25 protein-coding genes are annotated in these 21,000 nt (G+C 66.8%); 14 read left to right on the forward strand and 11 right to left on the reverse strand.

Annotation, left to right across the window (positions count from 1 at the left end):
• Positions 1 to 482: 482 nt before the first annotated feature.
• The 5 genes from AB0C34_RS29030 to AB0C34_RS29050 all read left to right on the forward strand — a co-directional run bounded on the left by AB0C34_RS29030 (position 483) and on the right by AB0C34_RS29050 (position 2,676).
• Positions 483 to 821 carry a hypothetical protein gene (locus tag AB0C34_RS29030; RefSeq protein ID WP_357079777.1) on the forward strand — a complete coding sequence of 113 codons (339 nt, stop codon included), beginning with the start codon at positions 483 to 485 and terminating at the stop codon, positions 819 to 821.
• A gap of 132 nt (positions 822 to 953) precedes the next feature.
• Positions 954 to 1,148 carry a recombinase family protein gene (locus AB0C34_RS29035; RefSeq protein ID WP_357079779.1) on the forward strand — a complete coding sequence of 65 codons (195 nt, stop codon included), beginning with the start codon at positions 954 to 956 and terminating at the stop codon, positions 1,146 to 1,148.
• Positions 1,149 to 1,361: 213 nt separating this feature from the next.
• Positions 1,362 to 1,502 carry a hypothetical protein gene (locus tag AB0C34_RS29040; protein WP_357079782.1) on the forward strand — a complete coding sequence of 47 codons (141 nt, stop codon included), beginning with the start codon at positions 1,362 to 1,364 and terminating at the stop codon, positions 1,500 to 1,502.
• Between the two features lie 153 nt (positions 1,503 to 1,655).
• A complete protein-coding gene (locus AB0C34_RS29045; RefSeq protein ID WP_357079785.1) occupies positions 1,656 to 2,207 on the forward strand; it encodes a hypothetical protein in 552 nt (183 codons plus the stop codon).
• 247 nt (positions 2,208 to 2,454) lie between these two features.
• The gene (locus tag AB0C34_RS29050; RefSeq protein WP_357079788.1) at positions 2,455 to 2,676 is read left to right on the forward strand and encodes a hypothetical protein; all 222 of its coding nucleotides are present in this window, start codon (positions 2,455 to 2,457) and stop codon (positions 2,674 to 2,676) included.
• Positions 2,677 to 2,690: 14 nt separating this feature from the next.
• Here the strand turns inward: AB0C34_RS29050 and menD are convergent, their stop codons facing one another.
• The 3 genes from menD to AB0C34_RS29065 all read right to left on the reverse strand — a co-directional run bounded on the left by menD (position 2,691) and on the right by AB0C34_RS29065 (position 5,809).
• Complete coding sequence (gene menD, locus AB0C34_RS29055) at positions 2,691 to 4,331, reverse strand: 2-succinyl-5-enolpyruvyl-6-hydroxy-3-cyclohexene-1-carboxylic-acid synthase (RefSeq protein WP_357079791.1); 1,641 nt, start codon at positions 4,329 to 4,331, stop codon at positions 2,691 to 2,693.
• 300 nt (positions 4,332 to 4,631) lie between these two features.
• On the reverse strand, positions 4,632 to 5,078 hold the full coding sequence (locus AB0C34_RS29060; RefSeq protein ID WP_357079793.1) for a hypothetical protein: 447 nt from the start codon (positions 5,076 to 5,078) through the stop codon (positions 4,632 to 4,634).
• 74 nt (positions 5,079 to 5,152) lie between these two features.
• Entirely contained in the window at positions 5,153 to 5,809 is a 657-nt protein-coding gene (locus AB0C34_RS29065; protein ID WP_357079796.1) for a PaaI family thioesterase, read from the reverse strand.
• A gap of 107 nt (positions 5,810 to 5,916) precedes the next feature.
• Between AB0C34_RS29065 and AB0C34_RS29070 the strand changes: the two genes are divergently transcribed.
• From AB0C34_RS29070 to menE, 4 genes are all read left to right on the forward strand, one after another.
• Positions 5,917 to 6,810, forward strand: a complete 894-nt coding sequence (locus tag AB0C34_RS29070; protein WP_357079799.1) for a 1,4-dihydroxy-2-naphthoyl-CoA synthase — start codon at positions 5,917 to 5,919, stop codon at positions 6,808 to 6,810.
• Position 6,811: 1 nt separating this feature from the next.
• Positions 6,812 to 7,204 (forward strand): VOC family protein, encoded by a 393-nt coding sequence (locus tag AB0C34_RS29075; protein WP_357079802.1) that lies wholly within the window; start codon positions 6,812 to 6,814, stop codon positions 7,202 to 7,204.
• A 255-nt stretch (positions 7,205 to 7,459) separates the two neighbouring features.
• Positions 7,460 to 7,639, forward strand: coding sequence for a hypothetical protein (locus AB0C34_RS29080; RefSeq protein WP_357079805.1), 180 nt, complete (start codon positions 7,460 to 7,462; stop codon positions 7,637 to 7,639).
• Positions 7,640 to 7,662: 23 nt separating this feature from the next.
• A complete protein-coding gene (menE, locus tag AB0C34_RS29085; RefSeq protein ID WP_357079870.1) occupies positions 7,663 to 8,796 on the forward strand; it encodes an o-succinylbenzoate--CoA ligase in 1,134 nt (377 codons plus the stop codon).
• Between the two features lie 521 nt (positions 8,797 to 9,317).
• Here the strand turns inward: menE and AB0C34_RS29090 are convergent.
• On the reverse strand, positions 9,318 to 9,827 hold the full coding sequence (locus AB0C34_RS29090; RefSeq protein ID WP_357079808.1) for a putative immunity protein: 510 nt from the start codon (positions 9,825 to 9,827) through the stop codon (positions 9,318 to 9,320).
• Positions 9,824 to 10,432 carry a putative immunity protein gene (locus AB0C34_RS29095; protein WP_357079811.1) on the reverse strand — a complete coding sequence of 203 codons (609 nt, stop codon included), beginning with the start codon at positions 10,430 to 10,432 and terminating at the stop codon, positions 9,824 to 9,826. The genes AB0C34_RS29090 and AB0C34_RS29095 overlap by 4 nt, the downstream gene beginning before the upstream one ends.
• Before the next feature lie 438 nt (positions 10,433 to 10,870).
• Between AB0C34_RS29095 and AB0C34_RS29100 the strand changes: the two genes are divergently transcribed.
• Complete coding sequence (locus AB0C34_RS29100) at positions 10,871 to 11,863, forward strand: ATP-binding cassette domain-containing protein (protein ID WP_357079815.1); 993 nt, start codon at positions 10,871 to 10,873, stop codon at positions 11,861 to 11,863.
• The gene (locus AB0C34_RS29105) at positions 11,860 to 12,699 is read left to right on the forward strand and encodes an ABC transporter permease (RefSeq protein WP_357079818.1); all 840 of its coding nucleotides are present in this window, start codon (positions 11,860 to 11,862) and stop codon (positions 12,697 to 12,699) included. The genes AB0C34_RS29100 and AB0C34_RS29105 overlap by 4 nt, the downstream gene beginning before the upstream one ends.
• A 70-nt stretch (positions 12,700 to 12,769) precedes the next feature.
• Here AB0C34_RS29105 and AB0C34_RS29110 read toward each other — a convergent pair whose 3' ends face one another.
• On the reverse strand, positions 12,770 to 16,135 hold the full coding sequence (locus tag AB0C34_RS29110) for a BTAD domain-containing putative transcriptional regulator (RefSeq protein ID WP_357079821.1): 3,366 nt from the start codon (positions 16,133 to 16,135) through the stop codon (positions 12,770 to 12,772).
• 131 nt (positions 16,136 to 16,266) lie between these two features.
• Here AB0C34_RS29110 and AB0C34_RS29115 point away from each other — a divergent pair, with 131 nt between their 5' ends.
• A complete protein-coding gene (locus AB0C34_RS29115) occupies positions 16,267 to 16,731 on the forward strand; it encodes an SRPBCC family protein (protein WP_357079823.1) in 465 nt (154 codons plus the stop codon).
• A 27-nt stretch (positions 16,732 to 16,758) separates the two neighbouring features.
• Positions 16,759 to 17,628 (forward strand): 1,4-dihydroxy-2-naphthoate polyprenyltransferase, encoded by an 870-nt coding sequence (locus AB0C34_RS29120; RefSeq protein ID WP_357079826.1) that lies wholly within the window; start codon positions 16,759 to 16,761, stop codon positions 17,626 to 17,628.
• Between the two features lie 17 nt (positions 17,629 to 17,645).
• On the opposite strand, the gene AB0C34_RS29125 is transcribed toward AB0C34_RS29120, so the two are convergent.
• From AB0C34_RS29125 to AB0C34_RS29145, 5 genes are all read right to left on the reverse strand, one after another.
• Entirely contained in the window at positions 17,646 to 18,032 is a 387-nt protein-coding gene (locus AB0C34_RS29125; protein WP_357079829.1) for a phage holin family protein, read from the reverse strand.
• Positions 18,033 to 18,106: 74 nt separating this feature from the next.
• On the reverse strand, positions 18,107 to 18,691 hold the full coding sequence (locus tag AB0C34_RS29130; RefSeq protein ID WP_357079832.1) for a Clp protease N-terminal domain-containing protein: 585 nt from the start codon (positions 18,689 to 18,691) through the stop codon (positions 18,107 to 18,109).
• Positions 18,691 to 18,912, reverse strand: a complete 222-nt coding sequence (locus tag AB0C34_RS29135) for a helix-turn-helix domain-containing protein (protein ID WP_357079835.1) — start codon at positions 18,910 to 18,912, stop codon at positions 18,691 to 18,693. Before AB0C34_RS29135 ends, AB0C34_RS29130 begins: the two co-directional genes overlap by 1 nt.
• A gap of 158 nt (positions 18,913 to 19,070) precedes the next feature.
• Positions 19,071 to 20,156: a PLP-dependent cysteine synthase family protein gene (locus AB0C34_RS29140; protein ID WP_357079837.1), complete on the reverse strand. Its 1,086-nt coding sequence runs from the start codon at positions 20,154 to 20,156 to the stop codon at positions 19,071 to 19,073.
• Positions 20,153 to 20,506, reverse strand: a complete 354-nt coding sequence (locus tag AB0C34_RS29145) for a DUF4229 domain-containing protein (RefSeq protein ID WP_357079840.1) — start codon at positions 20,504 to 20,506, stop codon at positions 20,153 to 20,155. The genes AB0C34_RS29140 and AB0C34_RS29145 overlap by 4 nt, the downstream gene beginning before the upstream one ends.
• Before the next feature lie 184 nt (positions 20,507 to 20,690).
• Between AB0C34_RS29145 and AB0C34_RS29150 the strand changes: the two genes are divergently transcribed.
• On the forward strand, positions 20,691 to 20,900 hold the full coding sequence (locus tag AB0C34_RS29150; RefSeq protein ID WP_327110406.1) for a BldC family transcriptional regulator: 210 nt from the start codon (positions 20,691 to 20,693) through the stop codon (positions 20,898 to 20,900).
• Positions 20,901 to 21,000 lie beyond the last annotated feature (100 nt).

Here is a 21,000-nt window from a genome sequence, read left to right on the forward strand (position 1 = left end):
CTGGTTCATCAACTGGGTGGGGGGTGGTGAATTGGGACAGCGGAACTGCTGGTAGAGAGGTGCTGTCGGCCAAGACAATCCACTCACCCGAGGAGTACGCTGTCGGTTCGGTGTGTCATTGATCGTTCCGCACGGGTTGCGGATCCTATTCGTCATGCCGCGAATTATGAAGCGCCCCACCGACATCAGAGCCTTTTGAGGGTAGTTGGGAAGCGACCAAGGATTACGGGGCAAGCTCTCCCGCTGAGGGAGAGCGCGGCAGCACCTCAAGACGGGGGATACAGACCAGTTGAATACGGATCCTTACCAGTCTCGACCCCCGGATAGCACAATCAAGCGATGCTTGGGTGGGTGAGCGCCGTCCTCTCGCCTCCAACGCAATGGGCAATTTCTGCTTCGATGTCACGCTGAACTACCGGCGGCTGGAACGTCTTCGGCGCATCGCGGGGGCGATGTGACATGTCTGTTGTTATCTTTGTGTCATGCGTGTTGCTGATAGTCGTTGTGGCGCTGTGGAATTCGCGCTTCGGGTCAACACGGCGGTGGGGTTGTTGGAGGCGGGTGCTGAGGCTGCGCGGGTGTTGGCGGCCGAATTCGACTGCTCGTCACGGCAAGCTCGCCGGTATGTGGAGCGAGCCGCGTCGGGCGGTCGGGTGGTCGTTCCGGAGGAGATGGTGGTGTTCACCGTCAAAGTTCCTGCGGCGCTGGCTGTTCGGGTGCGTGAGCGGGCCAAGGAGTCGGGCGGCACGATCTCCGCCCTGGTCACCGCGGCGTTGATCGGTTTCTTGGCGCGGGGTCACACACAGCCCCGGCGCAGGTGAACGACAGGGTGGTCGAGACGGAATTCGTTTTCGACCGCCACGCGGCCACGGATTTGTCGGTGGCTTACGACATTCTTGTGCCACATCGCCGGGCCCGCGTCACGCGGACCTGGGAGGAAGGACTACCGCCTGATGACGAGCGCGGTGATATACGCCCGGGTGTCTTCGGCCCGGCAGAAGAAGGACGAGACGATTCGCTCGCAGACCGCAGCGTTGCGCGCCCACGCCGAGCAACTGGGACTTGAGGTCCCCGCGGAGTGGGTCTTCGAAGACGAAGGACACTCCGGGGCCACCCCGCATCCGGCCGGCGCTGGAACGGTTGCGTGACCTGGTCGCCGGGGTCGGGGTGGATGTGGTGCTGTGCTACTCCCCGGACCGGTTGGCCCGCAAATTCGCCTACTAGGCACTGTTGATCGAGGAGTTCACTCGCGCCGGAACCCGGGTCGAGTTCGTCAAGGGCCCGCGCGGGGACACCCCGGAGGATCAGCTGTTGGTGCAGTTCCAGGGCATGTTCGCCGCAAGAAGTGGACCGAGATCCCAGTGCCCGCGATCGTGACCGAAGAGACCTTCGACCGGGTCACCCAACGCCTGACCGACAACAAGCGATTCGCTTCGCGCAACAGCAAGATCCCCTCGCTGCTGCAAGGCATGGCAGCATGCTCGAGCTGCGGATACGGCTAGTACCGCACCTCGACCCGCACCACGAACAAGAAGATCTACTACTACCGGTGCCTGGGCTCTGACGACTACCGCTACGAGGGTGGGCGGGTCTGCGCCAACAAACCGGTCCGCGCCGACTACCTCGACACCGTCGTCTGGGACCACATCACCGCGATGCTCGCCGACCCACAGCTGATCCGCACCGAGATCGACAATCGCCTCGTCGCCGAACGCAGCAGCGACCCGGTCATCAAGCAGCACAAGCAGCTCGACACCGCACTGGCCAAGGCTCGTGCGGGGATCGCCCGCATGATCGAAGCATTCGGTGAGCAACTGATCACCATCGACGAGTTGCGCTCCCGCATGCCGGACCTGCGAGCACGAGAAGTCAACCTACACAACCAGATTCAAGCACTCGACAGCCAACTCGCCGACCGTGAAGGCTACCTCGCGCTCGCCGCCGACCTCGAAGGATTCCTCGGCCAACTCCACAGCAAAGCTGAGGCCTCGACAGTCCCCGAACGCCAACGCGTGCTGCGGCTGCTCGTCAAAGACGTCCTCGTCGGAGCCGACAAGATCACCATCCGCCACCGCATCCCCATCCGGGAACGCACCGGCAACGACACCCCAAACGCCGAGAACGCCGACTCGGAGGGCGAACATTGCCCATTGCGTTGGAGGCGATCTCACCCGGCGAACGGAACGGGCGAGCGCGACGGTGAATAGGGGTCACCGACGGATCCACCGCTGCCCACCGTGTCGTTCCCGCATTGCTGCGCCGAAGCTGGTGGCCACGCCGAGCTGCCGCCGCCATGAGTGAGTGCCGCTGACCCCCAACCGACACGCGGACATGGTTGCCCCGGAGCCGTACGGCGGGCATCCTCGAAGCTGTCGGATTCGGTGTGCCCGGGTCGATGGTGGCGTGTCACGCCGGGTATGCCGATCGGGAGTACTACGCGGAGAGGAGTGCACGATGACAGATCCCATCACGGATGCGGTCCCGGAGGCCGATCTCGCGGAGCAGTCGGTTCTCGCGTACCCGGACGAGCCGGTGACGCTCGATGACGTACCCGGGCCGGACGACAGCGACGAGTTCGCGCTCATCGAGCGCAACGAATGGGATGCGAACCCGGCGGACGTGGTCGAACAGTTGATTCCGGTCCCGCTCGACGACGAGGCCGACCTCGAATACTGACCGGTCGAGCCTTGTCAGGCGATCTTCGCCCGCACTGTCGCGTGTAGCTCGCGCAGGCTCGACCGCTCGGTGGCCACCTCGAGCACGCGCATGCCGTGCGCGTGCCCGATGAGTTCGGCGGCCAGCTGCTCCGGATCGACCTGGCGGTGCGGAATGCGGTAGGCGGCGCACAGCGCGGCCAGATCCATTCCGTGCGGGGTGCCGAAGACCCGCTCGAACACGCCCGCGTATTGCGGATCGCCCTGTTCCAGCAGCTCGAAGATGCCGCCGCCATCGTCGTTGGCGACCACGATGGTCAGGTCGGTCGGGCGCGGTTCGCCGGGCCCGATCAGCAGACCGGACGCGTCGTGCAGAAAGGTGAGGTCGCCGATCAGCGCGATGGTGCGGCCCTCATGGTGTAGCGCGGCGCCGACCGCGGTGGACACCGTGCCGTCGATGCCCGCGACACCACGATTCGACAGCACCTTGACGCCTGGCCGCGGCGGCGAGACCAGCGCGGCGTCGCGCACCGGGTTCGACGCGCCGAGCAGCAATTGGTCGCCAGCACGCAACGCGTCCATCACGACCGCCGCGACGTGCAGTCCGGTCGGCTTCGGATGACGCGCGAGTTCGGCGCGCACCACCTGATTGGCCTTCGCGTCGAGCTCACGGCAGTGCGCCAGCCATCGGGCGCTGGGCGTGCCGCTGGTGACCGCGCGCGTTCCAGTGCCGAGTACGTTGCCCGACACGTCGGGCCAGCGCGGGCCGGTAGTGAGCGCGTACACCCGAACGTCCGGATCGGCGAGCACCTTCGAGACCTGCCGGTGCAGCGTAGGGCGCCCGGTGATGATCGCCTGCCGCGGCTTCAGTAAGGGCAACACGAGCGGGTGTAGCGCTGGGCCGTGCACGGGAGCGGTGGGCTCGGCGACGGTCGGCAGATTCACCAGTTCCGGGCGAAGTCCGGCGCCGTGGCCGGAGATGACGACGGTGTCGGGGGTGAGATCGAGGTCGAGTGGCACGTCCAGCGTCGCGTACTGGGTCTCGGTCCAGGCATGCCCACCCGCGCGGCCCGCCGGGGCGGACTCGCTCGGCGCGAGATCCGGAACCAGTGGCTCACGCAAGGGAATGTCGAAGTGCACCGGGCCCGCGTTGCCGGAACGAGTGCCACGGGCCGCCGCCAGCACACGGCAGACGGTCGAGCGCCACTGGCTGTTCTGGTGTCCGTACGACGCGTGGTCGGCGTCACTCGCCTCCTGTTCGGCGAGTCCGAGCGAGATGGCGGCGCGCACCTGGCTACCGAACAGGCCGAACTGTTCGACGGTCTGATTCGCGCCAGAGCCGAGCATCTCGTAGGGCCGGTTGGCGCTGAGCACCACCAGCGGCACCCTCGCGTAGTTCGCCTCGAGCACGGCAGGTCCGAGGTTGGCCACGGCGGTTCCCGAGGTCATCACGACCGGAACTGGAAGACGGCTCGCGATGGCGAGCCCGACGGCGAGGAAGCCGGCCGTCCGTTCGTCGATCCGCATGTGCAGCCGCAGCCGGCCGGCCGCGTCGGCGGCCTGCAGGGCGAAAGCCAGCGGAGCATTGCGGGAGCCTGGGCACAGGACGACATCCCGTACGCCCCCGCGCGCGAGTTCGTCGACGACGACCTGCGCTTGTGCTGTTGACGGGTTCACGGCTCCAGCCTCCCAGACAGTGGCCGCGCAGTCTCCCTTGGGAGGAGGTGTCTGTTGTGCGGCGCATACTCGCGACCCTTCGATGGCTCGCGACCGGCGACCGAGGCTCGCGACTATGGTCGCTTGTGCTTCGGCCGCCTGGGCGCGAACCGGACCACCAACGGCGTCAGAACTCGCGCGGTGGTGGTCGATGGTGACGGAGCCCCTGGCGGGCCGGGGACCGTCAGAGGCGTCGTGCGCGCGCACATCGAGAGCCGAGTCGTGTCCGCGCTCTCGATGTGCGATCGACGCCGCACCGAATCAGTTGGCGTGCTTCTGGATCAGGTCGCCGACCCGAGGAAGCGCCTCGATGACGTTCTTCTTCGCCGAGGAACGCATCGAGGAGTAGACCTTCTGCAGTGCGGGGCGGGTGGACGACTCGGCACGCGCGTCGGTCACCGCGAGCAGCGCCTCGGCGACCTCGTCGGACTTGGCGACCAGCAGGTCGGCGAAGGTGCCCGCGCCCGACGCGGCGTATTCCTGCCAGAACGGCTCCAACTGCGCGACCAGCTTGGGCGCCAACGACTCCAGCGCGTCGGACACGATCGACGGGCTGATCTTCTTGACCGCCGCGTAACCACCCTTCACCGCCAGGCCGGACGCACCACCCTTGTCCGAGACCTCGGCATCAAGAACCTCGACGGCATCGGCAAGGAATGCCGTGCGCTTGGCGTCGTCGAGCAGGGATTCAGACAGTGCTGCAACCACTTTCAGGTTCCTCCGGATCAGTTTCAATGAACGAGCGAGGGAAACTATACGCACCTGCGCCCGCATTCACCCGGCTACGGCTGCCAGGGCAGCAACTGGACCATCAACCCTTCGCAGTCCGCGAGCAGATTGCCCTGCTCATCGAGCAATTCGGCGATGATGAAAGTTTTGCGCCCTTCGATCCGGTCCACCCGCCCGCGAACGGTCAGCGGCGTTTCCAACGGCGTGATCTTCCGGTAGTTCACGTGCAGATAGGCCGTGCGGCTGATCGGCCGTCCCGCGTAGTGCACGATCATTCCGAGCAGATCGTCGAACAGCAGCGGCAGTACGCCGCCGTGCGCGGCGCCGTTGCCGCCGAGATGGAAACGGCGGAATTCTCCGGTCATCCTGATGCCGTCCGGCCCCGCCTCGACAACCTGCCACGGCAGCAGCAGAAGGCTGCCACGCCCGGGCAGTTCGACGGCTCGGCCCGCGGGGCCCTGCAACTCCGGCGCCCGATGGGGCTCGAGCAGATCGATCAACTCGCAGGCTTTCGCGAGCGCGTCACCGTATACCGCGTCCGGCGCGTCCACCGAGACCGCGAGATCTTGCAACGTCCGCATAGCCTCGACGAACGGACCGAAGTTGGGCCCGGTCCGCGCGCGGGAGACCTTGGGAAATCCCCCGTGCTGCTCGTAGCGGGACTCGTCCACCGCACTCCGGTCGATAACCGGCTTCACTCGCTCGCTCATACTTGCACGGTAACGCCTGGTTTTACACCGTCAAGTCGGAACCATCGCACCCACCCGCGACCGACGGCGCGGCGGCGCGGGGCCGATGCCGAGCAATAATCACAGGCGTGACGTTCACTCCGAAGCTGTGGCGACCCGTACCCGGGTTCGAGAATCTGACCGACATCACCTACCACCGGCATATCGAACAGGGCACCGTCCGCGTCGCGTTCAACCGGCCGGAGGTGCGTAACGCGTTTCGCCCGCATACGGTCGACGAACTCTTTCAGGCTCTCGACCACGCCAGGATGACGCCAGACGTCGGCGCGGTATTGCTCACCGGTAACGGTCCGAGCCCCAAAGATGGTGGCTGGGCCTTCTGCTCCGGCGGCGATCAGCGCATCCGCGGACGCAGCGGATACCAGTACGCCAGCGGCGACACCGCGGACACGGTGGACCAGGCCCGCGCGGGCCGGTTACACATCCTGGAGGTGCAACGACTGATCCGTTTCATGCCGAAGGTCGTCATCGCGCTGGTGAACGGCTGGGCCGCGGGCGGCGGACACAGCCTGCACGTGGTCTGCGACCTCACCCTGGCCAGCCGCGAGCACGCCCGCTTCAAGCAGACCGACGCCGATGTCGGCAGTTTCGACGGCGGCTACGGCAGCGCGTACCTGGCCAAGATGGTCGGCCAGAAATTCGCCCGCGAGATCTTCTTCCTCGGCCGCCCCTATACCGCCGAGGAGATGCACCAGATGGGCGCGGTCAACAAGGTGGTCGACCACGCCGAACTCGAAGACGTCGCGCTGGAGTGGACCGCCGACATCAACGGCAAATCCCCGCAGGCGCAACGGATGCTGAAATACGCGTTCAACCTGCTCGACGACGGGCTCGTCGGTCAGCAACTGTTCGCGGGCGAAGCGACTCGGATGGCGTACATGACCGACGAAGCCGTCGAGGGCCGTGACGCGTTTCTGCAGAAGCGCACACCGGACTGGAACCCCTACCCCTGGCACTTCTGACATGGACATCCTCAGCAGCCGAATCATCCTGCGCCCCGCCGATTACGTGGTCACCCTCGCGTTCTACCGCGACGGGCTGGGGTTGGCCATCGCGCGCGAATATCCCGCCGGCACGGTCTTCTTCGCGGGCCAGTCGTTGATCGAGGTGGCCGCGCACGGCGGATCGGGAGACTCGTCGTCGTTCGAGGGCGCCATCTGGTTGCAGGTTCGCGATGTGTTCGACGCGGCCACCGAACTCGCACTGAAGGGAATCGCGCTGGACCGGCCACCGGTCGAGGAGCCATGGGGACTGATCGAAATGTGGGTGCGCGATCCCGACGGGGTACCGATCGTCTTCGTCGAGGTCCCGCGCCTGCATCCACTTCGACGGGATTCGCGCTGGTCGACAGAGTGACATCGGTCCGTTCGGCATGTCGGAGCGCGTGACCGAGTTGCCGACACGGCAACCATCGAGGACGATGACGGTCCATGGTCACCGACCGCCGATGTCCGGGAACCACGTCCGCGTTACGTCCGACGAATGAATCGCAGTCTCGATGCTTGGCGACCCTGAGTCCGATCTGTCCGAATGGCCGCACCCTGGTGCGCTCGACTCCGCTAGACCGACCCGTTCCCCATGCGGCGACGCGGGCATGACACGATCCCTACCGTGAGGGAGCGCAGCGAGCGAGCCATGTCCACCGTGCGGGAGCGCAGCGAGCGAGCCATGTCCACCGTGCGGGAGCGCAGCGAGCGAGCCATGTCCACCGTGCGGGAGCGCAGCGAGCGAGTTCGCGCGGCAGCGCCTCTTGGCACGACGGAGTCGGGCGAACGGCGAGGCGAGTCGTGAGCAGGACACTGCGGACCTTGCCGATGCCCACCGGATCAGGCATCGGCGAGGTCATACCGCATCTGCGGGAGGCGATGGAGGGCAGCGGGCCGGCTTGGCTGCCGATTCCCACCAGCGACCGCCGCGAGGCACGGCGTCTGAGTGACGCTCTGTCACCGGGTGAGCCGATCGATGACGAGGTCGCTCTCGTGGTGACCACCTCCGGTACTACCGGCGTGCCGAAAGGCGCGATGCTCAGCGCGTCGGCCCTGCGTGCCAGCGGCACCGCGACGCACGACCGCCTCGGGGGTCCGGGCAGCTGGCTGCTGGCCTTGCCGACCCACCACATCGCGGGCATTCAGGTGCTGCTGCGCAGCGTTCTGGCGGGCGCCGAACCCACGGTGCTCGACGTGTCTGGCGGCTTCCTGCCCGAGGCGCTGGCCGGCGCCATCGCCGGTATGCGCGGCGACCGCAGGTACACGGCGCTGGTCCCGACACAGTTGATCAAGGCGCTGGACGCACCGGTCGCGACGAAGGCACTGGCCGGCCTGGACGGCGTGCTCGTCGGCGGCGCGGCGACCCCCCTTCCGGTCTACGAGCGCGCGCGGGCCGCCGGAATCACCGTGGTTCGCAGCTACGGCATGAGCGAGACCTGTGGCGGCTGCGTGTACGACGGCGTCCCGCTGCACGACACGACGGTGCGCATCGAGGACAGCCGGGTGGTGCTCGGTGGCGCGATGATCGCCTCGGGCTACCGCAACCAGCCCGACCATCCCGCCTTCGCCGAACCGGACTGGTTCCGCACCGAAGACGCGGGCACCTTCGAAGACGGCGTGCTGAGCATCACCGGACGACTCGACGAGGCCATCATGACCGGCGGCTTGGTGGTGTTTCCGCAGGTGGTCGAGGCGGTGCTGATCACTCATCCGGCGATCAACGAGGTCGTCGTACTCGGGCTACCGGATGATCGACTCGGGCAACGTGTGGCGGCCGCGGTGGTCCCGAACGCGGGCACAGCGCCCAACCTCGCCGAACTACGCGACCATGTACTCGCGGAACTGGACTCCATCGCCGCGCCGCGCGAACTGGTGTTGCTCGACGAACTCCCACTGCGCGGCCCGGGCAAGCCGGACCGGGCCAAGCTCCGCGAACACCTTCTCACCAACTCGACACACTAGGTCCTCGGTCCTCGACGACGATCCAGCTTTCCGATACTCACCCACTTGAATTCCCGCGTCCAGCACGAGATGCTCGGGCCGACATGACAGCTCGACCCGGCCACAAGCATGGTCGGCGAATAAGCCAGCGCCGCAAGCCAGCGCCGCAGCCACTGTCGACATCCCGCGGAGCACGGCTGAAAATTCCGAGTAGGTCAATCGGCGGTACGGACCTTGATACCGTGAGAACTCATCTCATCGCGGTGGAGGACCTCGTGCGCCATAACACGCCGAATATCATCGCCGCTGGAGCGATCTCTCTAGCACTGAGTCTGCAGTCCACGATCGCGGCAGCAGCCCCGGACGAAACACCGCCGGAACCGGCACTGTCCGCGCGAATCCACACGACAACTCCTTTCGATCCCATCTGTCCCCTGTGCTTCCTGCGCGAATTGCTCGAGAGCGGCTCCAGCCAGCGATAACTGTCGCCGCAGGGCTCGCTGCGGCCTGGGCTGCCGCGACCTACGGCGAAGGGGCGAGTCTCAGTCGGAGAAGGCTGACCAGCAGATGCTGTTGCGTCGTTTTTGGTCTTCGAGGACAAGCCCGCGGACCGAATCGGGGAGCTGATCGCGTTGCCAATCACGCTCGATCCGGCCTGCCTGGGAATTGTCAGGTTGTGCGCTTCGCACTGCTTTGATCGCGTACGCAGCGGCGCCGAGATCGTGTTCGGCGACGTGTCCGACGCATGCGGCCTGTCCGGCCGAGTAGGCCGCGAAGCGGACGGCCCCGATCTGGGCCCGGGCAGCGCTCATCGCGTGCCCCCCTATCGCGCGCGCCCGCATCATCGGCATATCGCCACGCGCCCACGCTCGGGCAGCGGCGATTGCGTCTCGTGGCCGTGGATCGTCGGGCCGCTCGCGCTCGAAATAGCCCAGAACATGTTCCGCGCATACTGCTGCCCACAGCGCGAGCAACCGATGATCTACATCGGTCAGCGAGCCACCCCGACGGATGGTCACCAGGCGGGGATCGCGGACCTCGGGCAGGATCATCGCCACTCCAACGCTCGGTCGTGCCGTCCGAGCGGGATTGGAAGCTGGTCTCGTAGATGGACGTCGAGTTCGTGCACGAGTCGGCTGATCCTATTCGTGCCCGCACCGATCCTCGGGTAACGGTGCAGGACGTCGATCAGCACCGGGGTTGCGAGGTTTGCGATGTGCTCGACCGAATTGCCCACAGCCCCTTCTTCGCCGGGGCACATCTCGAAGACGCGGATGGTATGCGCAGATGCGCGCAGGATGTGGTTGACCTGGGCTGCCTCTGCCAGCGGATGCAGGTATGCCGACGCGGCGGCATCTCCGGCGGCCATCGCGGCGTGGAATGCGACAGGCGACGCTGATTCCTTCGCGGCCCGGTGGGCGGCGGGCGCCGTCACACGCTGGGCGCGGGACCGGTGGTCTCCTCGAATAAAACCAGTGGCGGCCTCGAGCGCCGCACGAGGTCTGCTGTCGTGGGGGCGGTGCGCCTCGAAGAGCGGGAGCGCTCGCTCAGCTGAGGCCACGGCGAAGGCAGTCACTGCCTTCAGCTCGTCCACGGTCAACATGAAGTCTGGAGTACGCGGCTCGCGGCGGGTGGGACGCTCGGGTTGGATGTTCACACCCTCTGATCGTAACTTTGAACTGTCGGTTGAACGTCTCGGTGGTCGGCCGTCGCCTACAGTTGGACAACCTTCAAAAGATCGACGCGGCCGGTGGATCTGGCATGAGCAGTAGCCCTCTCCCAGCAGACGGTGCGCAACTACGAAGAGGCTGGCATTCGGCCGCCCGCCACCCGCTGGCCCCAACGGCTTCCGCAGTTACAGCGAGACGCATTGCCAGCAAACCGGACCTACCAGGCGAACCAGCCCTAAAAGCAGGCGTCGCGGCCCAAAACGGCCCGGCTCGCGTCCGAGTGGCCGCCGCGCCCGCGACGAAGTCGCGAGCAGCGGTCGCTCGGACGCGAGTCACACAAGGGCCGCGAACGCGCAGCGCCGCAGGCGCTGCCGACGACAGAGCCATGCAAGGGCGACGCAAGTCAGGGCCGCCACAGTCATGGCATGACTTCTTTCGCACCAACCGCAGCGCTCGCCGTCGAGGCGGACGGCCTGGTCAAGGTGTTCGGCGAACAGCGAGCCGTGGACGGGGTGAGCCTGGCGGTGCCGCGCGGCTCGGTCTACGGTGTGCTCGGACCGAACGGCGCGGGTAAGACTACGACCATCCGCATGCTCGCGACGCTGTTGCGCCCGGACGGCGGCCGCGGCCGGATCTTCGGCCACGACGTGGTCGAGGAGCCGACGGCTGTTCGGTCCCTGATCGGCGTCACCGGCCAGTATGCCTCGGTCGACGAGGATCTCAGCGCCACGGAGAACCTGATTGTGTTCTCTCGTCTACTCGGCCTGAGCCGGACCGATGCCCGACGCAAGGCGGTCGAACTGTTGGAGGAGTTCGACCTCACCGAGGCGGCGAACAAGCCGCTGCGGAACTTCTCCGGCGGCATGCGGCGCAGGCTCGACCTTGCCGCCAGCCTGATCGCGACTCCGCCGCTGCTGTTCCTCGACGAGCCGACCACCGGCCTGGATCCGCGTACCCGCGCCCAGATGTGGGAGACCATCCGTCGTCTGGTCCGCGAGGGTGCCACCGTATTGCTCACCACGCAATATCTGGATGAGGCCGACCAGCTGGCCGACCGGATCGCGGTGATCGACCACGGGAGGGTGATCGCCGACGGCACCGCCGACGAACTCAAGGCATCGGTGGGCGGTTCTTCGCTACATCTGACCCTGGTCGATCGCGGCCAACTCGACGACGCGCGCCGTATCGTCGGCGATTTCCTCGGCACCGAGGCGCAGGTCACCGCCGAGGCGGGCAGGCTGACTGCCCCGCTGTCCGACGCCGGCGTGACCGCTGACCTGTTGATTCGCCTGCGCGAGTGGGAGATCGAGGTCGACGAGATCACGGTGAGCAAACCCAGCCTCGACGAGGTCTTTCTCACCATCACCGGCCACCCGGCCGAAGATGGCACCGACGAATCCGAAAGGAGCGCGGCATGACCACGCTCACCGCGACCGACACTACGGCACCTCATCCGGCACCCGCGCCGATTCCCGAGGTGCGCAACCGCATTCCGCTCGACCAGGCGGTGGAGAACTCGTTCACCATGGCCTACCGTGGGCTGCTGAAGATCAAGCACAAACCTGAGCAGCTGTTCGATGTGACGGTGCAGCCCATATTGTTCACCGCGCTGTTCGCCTACATCTTCGGCGGCGCGATCGGCGGCAGCGTGCGTGACTATCTGCCGATCCTGATTCCCGGCATCTTGGTGCAGACCGTGGTGCTGACTTCGGTTGTCACCGGCACCCAGTTGCGCGAGGATATGGAAAAAGGCGTGTTCGACCGGTTCAAATCCCTTCCGATCGCGCGCATTTCCGCGCTGGCCGGAGCGCTGATCGCGGACATGGTGCGCTACGTGATCGCGACTGTGCTGACCATCCTCGTCGGGCTGTGCATCGGCTACCGCCCTGCTGGCGGTGTGGTGGGCGTGGTCGCGGCGGGCCTGGTCATCGTGGCCTGCTCGTTTGCGATCAGTTGGATTTGGGCGCTGGTTGGTGTCACCGGCAAGAGCGCGGCGGGCGTGCAGGGCATCTCGATGATGATCATGTTCCCGTTGACGTTCATGTCCGGCGCCTTCGCTCTGGTGACCACGATGCCGGGCTGGATGCAGGGGCTCAATCACGCAAATCCGGTGTATTACATGGTGAACGTGTGCCGGGCGCTGATGAACGGCGGCGAGTATGGCGGCGACCTGGCTTGGTCGCTGATCGGCGCGCTGGTCGTCATAGCGATCTTCGCCCCGCTGACCGTCAAGGCGTACATGCGTCGGGCATGAGGTACGAGGTGGTACGCCGGGTGGCATCGGGTCACCCGGCGTACCGTCGTCGGCTGCGCCGCGGGCGGCGTCAGCGAGGTATGTTCAGCTCACCGAGTATTCGCATGATGCGCTGGGCGGAGTCCCTGCGGCGCAGGTGGCGTACCCGGTCGCGCGCCTCGGTCACCCGGCCGGCACCGAGTGCCGCGTCCGCGGCGTCCGCGTGCCTGGCCCAGCGCATCGAGGGAAAGTCTTGGCGGCAGTGGATATTCGGGGCCAGCGAGAGCAGCTCTAGACCGCGCGCCACGTCTCGGTCGGTGGCGATCAGATACGAGCCGATCGCACCGGCGACGGCACCGATCTGCGGCAGATCCTGAAATGGCGTCATTATCGGCAGCGTGATCTCGATCAGTCGCGCGGCCAGTGTCGCGGCGGAGTCGGTTGCTCCGTGCAGCACCTGTGCGTCCAGTGCGGCGGAGGCGAGCATCAGCGGGCCGGGTCCTGGGCCCGCCGAGCTGTCCGGCCAACCACACAGGTCGAGGGCGCGCTGGTAACGGCGCAGTCCGCCCTCGATGTCGCCCTCCGCGAACGCCACCTCGGCCGAACTCTGCACGACGGTGGCCAGCAGCCAATTGTGCCCACCGGTCGAACTCTCGATATCCACCGTGGCGAGCGCGAGGTCGAGTTCGTGCGCCGCCTGCTCGAGTTCGCCGATGCCGACCAGCGACGCCACCAGCATGCTGCGGGTCTCCACCGTATCTTCGTAGGCGCCCAGTTGCTGCAGCATTTCCAGCGAACGGCGGTAGTACGTCACCGATTCCGCGTAGTGCGCGATCTGGCCGCATACTTGGCCGAGGTGCCGGCACACTATGGCGGTGTTCCAGACCTTGTCATGCTCGAAGAGCTCGAGCGCTCGGGTCGCGTCGACGGTCGAGCCGCGCACGTCGCCGAGGTTCTCCCGGATGTTGGCGCGCAACAGCAATGCGGTGGCACGGGTCTGCGGATCGTTCGATCGGATGGCGTCGGCGATCAGTCTGCCGAGGCCCGCACCGTCGGCCCGGGCGAGAAGGACCCGGCCGATGAAGAGGTTGCTCTCGGTGAGGTCGACGCGGCTGCGCAGCAACCGACGCACGCGCAGGCGCAACCGGGCGAGCATGCGAGCGTTGCCACCGGCGTACGCGAGGTGCACGAACATCATCTGGTAGGTGGTGAGCACAAGGTCAGCCGACGGCGCGTCGGCGCCCGTGTAGCGCGGTTCCAGTTCGATGACTCGTGCGGTCCAGCTGATCACCTCGGTGTGCGAGCCGCGAACCACCCACAGCACGGACATGACCGGGAAAACCGTGTACGCCGTTGTCGCATCCCGCCGTTCGACCGCGCAGCGTAGCGCCGCGAGGAGGTTGTCCAGCTCCAGCGCGACCGAGAGCGCCCACTCGACCTGGTCGCCGGTCAGGTATCGGTGCGCGGCGTTGTCGGCGTAGTCCTTGGCCCACCGCATCACCGCGGTGTCGACCGATTCCGCCTCGCCGCCGCTGCGGATCAGTTGCTCCTCGCCGTACTCCCGCACGGTCTCCAGCATCCGGTACCGGGTGCCGAGCGCTTCGTGGTCCAGCACGGTGAGCAGTGACTGGTTGACCAGACCGTCGACCGCCGCTGCGACGTCGTCCACCGCCGTCCCGCCCGCTACCGCCTCGGCGGCCGCCATCGTGAAACCGGCCGGGAATCGGCATAATCGGCGCAGCGCCACCTGCTGCGGGGTGTCGAGCAGGTTCCAGCTCCAGTCGATGACCGCGTGCAGCGTGCGATGCCGTTCCGGTGAGCTGCGGTCGCCGTGGCGCAGCAACGCGAACCGATCGGCCAGCCGCTCGGTGATCTCCTCCACACTCATCACCCGTACTCGGGCGGCGGCCAGCTCGATGGCCAACGGTAGTCCGTCGAGGGTGTGGCAGAGGCGGGCGACGACGTCCGGGTCCAGCCGAACCCCAGGGCGCACCGCCTTGGCTCGCGCCGCGAACAGCTCGGTCGCGGGCGAACCCGCGGGGTCGATAGACAGGGGCGGCAGCGGATACACGGTCTCGGCGGTGATCATCAGCGGCGCCCGGCTTGTGGCGAGCACGGTCAGACGCTCGGCGCTGCCGATCAGATCGGCGACCACCACGGCAACGGCGTCGATCAGATGCTCACAGTTGTCCAGGATGAGCAGCATCGAGCGGGCCGACACCGCATCGCGCAGGCGCTGCCTGGCGTCGAGGGCTTTCCGGGAACGCAGCGTGGCGGTGTCGAAGGTGACCTCGCCCACGCCGAGCACCCCGGCGATCGCTGCTTCGACCTCGATTCTGGCTTGGGCGCCGTCGGCACGCACCGAGGCCAGTTCGACAAGCACCACCGGACGGGCGGCCGCCACGCGTGCACCGATCTCGTTGGCGATCCTGGTCTTTCCCGCGCCACCCGGGCCGAGCACGGTCAGCACCCGAGAACCGTGCAGCAGTTGCGCGATCGCGCCGAGATCGGCTTCTCGGCCGAGCAGCGCATTGGGCGCAGCACGCAGGCCGATCGCGTTGTTTTGTTGGAATTCCGCTGCGACATCGGTGTTTTCGCTCGAGCGCGGTGCGCTGGACAGGGAAACGGTCCGGGAGACACCGGCAGCGTGCGATACCGCTGCCCCGACGGTCGCGGACTGCGGCGCTATCGCCACCTGGCCCACCGGTTCCCCGCGCAAAATCGCGGTATTCAACGCGACGAGCGCCGATCCTGGGTCCATGCCGAGGTGCTCGGCCAGCCGGGAACGGAAGGCCGCGAACGACTCCAGCGCCTCGTTGGCGCGGCCGGCTCCGACGAGCAGACGCATCAGGGTCTGTTGTGCGGGCTCGTCCAACGGGTCAGCGGCGGCGCGGTGGCGGGCGAGGCGTAGCGCGCCGTCGATGTCGCCGCCGGACTCCCGCGCCGCCAGTTCGAGGGCGTCGAGTTCGGCGAGCCGATGCCCGGCGACGGCGCGCAATTCGTCGGCTAGATCACCGGAGGGCAGGTCGGCGCCGGGTTCGCCGCGCCACAACGCCCGCGCATGCCGCACTGCCATCAGGCACCCGGCGAGATCGCCCACCGCGCGGCGTCGGCCCGCTTGCTGCGCCAGCTCGCCGGCCAGGGTCAGATCGACCCGAGCAGTGCCGAGGGTCAACCGGTAGCCCGCGGGGCCGATCTCCAACGCACCGTCGGGCAGGGCGGACCGCAGCCGGGAGACCTGCGTGTGCAGCGCATTCATCGGCGCTCGCGGCGGGTGCTCGTCCCAGACCTCGGTGATCAGGGCCTGCGCGCTGCGGCTGCGACCGGGTCGCAGCGCGAGCGCCGCGAGCAGCAGCCGGGAGCGGGCGCCCGGCAGCGGTGTGAGCACGCCATCGCGTCGCAGCGCGACCTCGCCCAGCAGGGCCACGACGACCGATTCGCCTGCGGGCGCCGTCAATGCTCGACTGTGGCCGTTCGGGCCGCTCTGATCCGAAAACATTCCGCGGTCATCGTATGCGAGCTGGGCTGATCGGGCCGACACGATTTCGGTGCCCCCATTCCTGGTGGTCGGTGGCTTAGGCTGACCGCATGGCTGAGTTCGAAGTGGTCCGGTCGGCCGTGATCACGGCCGAACCCACCCGAGTGCGCAAACTGATCGACAATTTTCACGAGTGGACCAAGTGGTCGCCGTGGGAGGATCTCGACCCGCAGATACAGCGCAGCTATTCCGGCGCCGCGTCCGGTGTCGGCGCGCGCTATGCCTGGAGCGGAAACCGCAAGGCCGGCGCGGGCAGCATGGAGATCGTCGCGAGCGCCGAACACGAGATCGGTGTCCGCCTGCGATTCCTGAAACCGATGAAAGCGACCAATAAGGTGACCTTCACCCTCGACCCGGTCGAGACCGGCACCGAGGTGACCTGGCGGATGTCCGGACAGCAGTCCGGACTGATGGGCCTGGTCGGGAGGTTCATCCCGATGGACAAACTGGTCGGCAAGGACTTCGAAAAGGGACTCGCCCGGCTGCAGCAGGCGGCGTCGGCCGAAACGACCTGACTGCGCGGCGCGCATTAGGCTGCGGAGATGGCTACTGCAGCGCAATGGATCGAGGGTGCGCGACCGCGTACCCTGCCGAATGCGATCGCCCCGGTGCTCGCCGGGACCGGCGCTGCCGCGTCCGTCGACGGCGCGGTGTGGTGGAAAGCGATTCTCGCGCTGCTTGTTTCGCTGGCGCTGATTATCGGCGTCAACTACGCCAACGACTACTCCGACGGTATCCGCGGCACCGACGACGTCCGGGTCGGCCCACTGCGGCTGGTCGGGCAAAAACTGGCTTCGCCGGCCGCGGTGAAGAGCGCCGCGATCGTCAGTCTCGCCATCGGTGCGGTCTTCGGCCTGATACTCGTCGTCACGAGCGCGTGGTGGCTGCTGCTCGTCGGCGTGGCCTGTCTGGCCGGCGCCTGGTATTACACCGGAGGAAGCAAGCCATACGGCTACAGCGGCTTCGGCGAAGTGGCGGTCTTCGTCTTCTTCGGCCTGGTCGGCGTGCTCGGCACCCAGTTCGTGCAGGCCAAGTCGATCGACTGGGTCGGCGGGCTGCTCGCGGTCTCGGTGGGCGCGTTCTCCAGCGCCGTGCTCGTCGCCAACAACCTGCGCGACATCCCGACCGACACCGAGTCCGGGAAGGTCACCCTCGCGGTGAAGCTCGGTGATCCGCGCACCCGCACGCTGCACCTCGCGTTGCTCGCGGTGCCGTTCCTCGCGACGGTGATCCTGGTGGCCCGGACCCCGTGGGCGCTGGTCGGCCTGGTCGCCGTGCCGCTGGCGGTACGCGCCAACACGCCGGTGCGCCACGGTAAGGGCGGACTCGAGTTGATTCCCGCTCTGCGGGATTCCGGCCTCGCACTGCTGGTCTGGTCGGCGGTCACCGCGCTGGCGGTCGGGCTCGGCTAACGAGCCCGCGTCAGTTCCTAGTCGCCGTCCGGGACCAGGATGCCGAGTACCCAGTTGACGATCGAGACAATGATGCCGCCGAGTACCGCGGCCCAGAAACCCTCGACTCGCAGCCCGTAGTCGCTGAACGCCTTGGTGATCTCCGCGGTGAGCCACAGCATGAGCGCGTTGATCACCAGCAGGAACAGCCCGACCGTCACGATCACCAGGGGCAACGACAGCAGTTTGACGATCGGCTTGACCAGCGCGTTCACTACCGTGAACACCACGGCCACGATGAGCACGACGACGATCTTGACGCCGTCGCCTTGGTCGGTGGGGCTGACGATGTCGATATTGGTGACCCAGGCGGCGGCCAGCCAGATGGCCACCGCGTTGATGATCAACCGAATCAGAAGCTGCATGCGCCAATGCTAGGCCCGCGAGCCGGACATGTGCTGCCAGAAAACGCATATCGCGACAGCGCATCTCCGCGCGCTCACGCGGCATGGTCCAGTAGCGCGTGCACCTTCGGACGCAAGTCGTCGATCGCGCCGGAGCCGCCGAACAGGCGCACGGTGGTCTGATTGGGCGCCCGCAGGATCCCCAGTAATACGTGCCCGGATTCGATGGACTTGTCCCTGCGGCCGAGCGCCTCACGCAGTGCGAGTTCGAGCACTTTCTTCGAGTCCTTGCCGAACGGGATGTGCCCGAAGTTTCCGCCGCCGCGCCCCCAACCGAACGGCCCGCGCCGAGGTTCGGGCAGCGCGCGGTCGAGCGCGTCCTCGCCGAACTCGGCCTTCAACGACTCGCGCACGGCATCGAGATCGATGCCGATGGAGCGCAGGGCGTCGGCGTCTTCCGCACCGAGCGGTTCCCCTTTCCCCTGGGTGGCCAGCGTTTTCAGCACGCTCTCGTGGGTCAGTCCGGCCTCGCCGAGCAGCGCCTTCAGTTCCGGGTCGCCGTGCGAGAGCAGCCCGAGCAGCACATGCTCGACCTCGATGTTCGGCGCCCGCAGCCCCCGTGCGTCCTCGTGGGCGACGACGACGGCCGCCCGCGCCGATCTGCTGAACCGTTCGAACATCAGTGGGTCCTGCCTCTCCGGTGGTATTTCTGGTGGACCGCCTGCTTGCTGACCTCGAGCGCCGCCGCGATCGCTTGCCATGACCAGCCCTGTTGGCGGGCGTTGGCCACCTGGATCGCCTCGAGACGTTCGAGCAGCCGACGCAGCGCGAGCACCGCGCGCAGCCCGACCTTGGGGTCGGGACTGCCTGCTGCGGCCGCCAGGGTGGTTGCTTCCGTCATATCGTCAATTTTGATTGACCCCCCGCTTGATGTCAATCAAAATTGACGGACCGAGCCGCGCGGAAGCTCGAATCCACTACCGAAGAACGAACGACACCGGGTCGCTCAGCCAGATCCGCCAGCCGCCCATACGCAAGGCGCGGCACCAGGTATTTCGTTCAGCCTTCCCAGATTCCGGTCGCCATGAACTCGTCCAGGATCGCGGCGGGCTCAGCCAGACTCAACCCCTGCGAGGCGACCCAGGCGTCATCGAAATACGTTCCCGCGTAACGATCTCCGCCGTCACAGAGCAATGTGACCACGCTACCGCTGCACTTCTCGGCGATCATCTCCGCGACAAGGGCGAACGCACCGCACAGATTGGTACCGGTTGATCCACCGACCCGGCGGCCGAGCCGCGCGCCGGCGTGCCGGGCGGCCGCGATGGAGGCAGCGTCGGGCACCTCGAACATACGATCCACCACCTGGCCGACGAACGACGGTTCCACCCGGGGACGGCCGATGCCCTCGATCCGCGAGGACATCCCGGTCCGATAGCCGTGATCCACGCTCTCGTAGCCGCCGAAAAACGCAGAGTTCTCTGGATCGACCACCGCCAGCTTCGTCGCATGCCGGCGATACCGAATGTAGCGGCCGATCGTGGCACTGGTACCACCGGTCCCCGCGCCGACCACGATCCATTCCGGCACCGGATGGGTCTCCAACGCCATCTGCTCGAAGATCGACTCAGCGATGTTGTTGTTGCCACGCCAGTCGGTGGCGCGCTCGGCGTGCGTGAACTGATCCATGTAGTGACCACCGCACTCGGCGGCCAGCCGAGCCGCCTCGGTGTACATATCCGGTGGATGTTGCACGAAATGACAACGGCCACCCTGCGCTTCGATCAGCGCGACCTTCTGCGGCGACGTCCTCGCCGGCATCACCGCGACGAAGTCCAGGCCGAGCAGTTTCGCGAAGTATGCCTCACTGACCGCCGTCGATCCGGAGGACGCCTCCACCACGGTGGTGCCTTCGGTGACCCAACCATTGCAGATCGCGTACAGAAACAGCGAGCGGGCCAGCCGATGCTTGAGACTGCCGGTGATGTGCGTGGACTCGTCCTTCAGGTACAGCTGGACGTTCCACTCGACGGGCAGCGGGTAGCGCAGCAAGTGCGTGTCGGCACTGCGCTGAGTGTCGGCGTCGATCAGTCGGACCGCGTTGTCGACCCAGTGTCGCGGCGTGCTTCGGTCGCAGGTTTTCACGAGGACGCCCCAGAGTCCTCCGGGTTCTCGCCCCGCAACCGCGCACGCAACTGCGCTTTGTCCTTGCGTCGACGCTCGTCCACGAGGGCGATGTCCTCGTTGACCCTGGCACGCAGTCGCTTGAACAGCGTCAGCGACAGCGGCATCGCGATGATCAGCGCGAACAGGGCGGCGACCACCAACGGAATGTCCACCGATACCAACCGCGCGGCCAACACGATCACGGCCGTGATCACTACGACGAGAGCCAGTCTCGCGAGTGTGTAGAGCGCCAGATCGCGAATCAGCCGACGGCCCGTGCCAGCAGTTTGCTGCCCAGGAACACCTTCCGGTGGAGTTGCTTCACGCACACCTGTCAGCCTATGCGAAGCTGTTGCCCACCCCTGGTGCGATCCCGTGGTCGGGGGTGCGGCGCACATCCGTTTTGTCTATTACCTCCCCTTTACCAACTGTAGGTGGTTCGAGTACCTAGGGGTTTCAGTGCGACGATGGCGCCATCTGATGAGGGAACTGTCGAGAACGGAGAGGTTTGCTATGACTGCGATCACCGTCGGCGGCCAGGACACCCTGCTGACACCGGGCCAGGTTGCTGCCCTGTTTCACGTCGACCCGAAAACCGTGACGCGCTGGGCGCATGCCGGGCGCCTCGGGTCACTACGCACACCGGGGGGTCATCGCCGGTTCCGCGAATCAGAAGTACTCCAACTGCTGCAGTCGCTCACCACCGAGGCGACCGCACACTGATCGCAGGACGCGCGGGCCCGGCGCGTTCGGGCCCGCGCGGGCCCGCGGACAGAATTTCCTGTGCGCGGTGTGCGGGATTCACGGACGCGACTACCCTCGG

The organism is Nocardia sp. NPDC049220, from assembly GCF_040647855.1.
Classification (GTDB): Bacteria; Actinomycetota; Actinomycetes; order Mycobacteriales; family Mycobacteriaceae; genus Nocardia.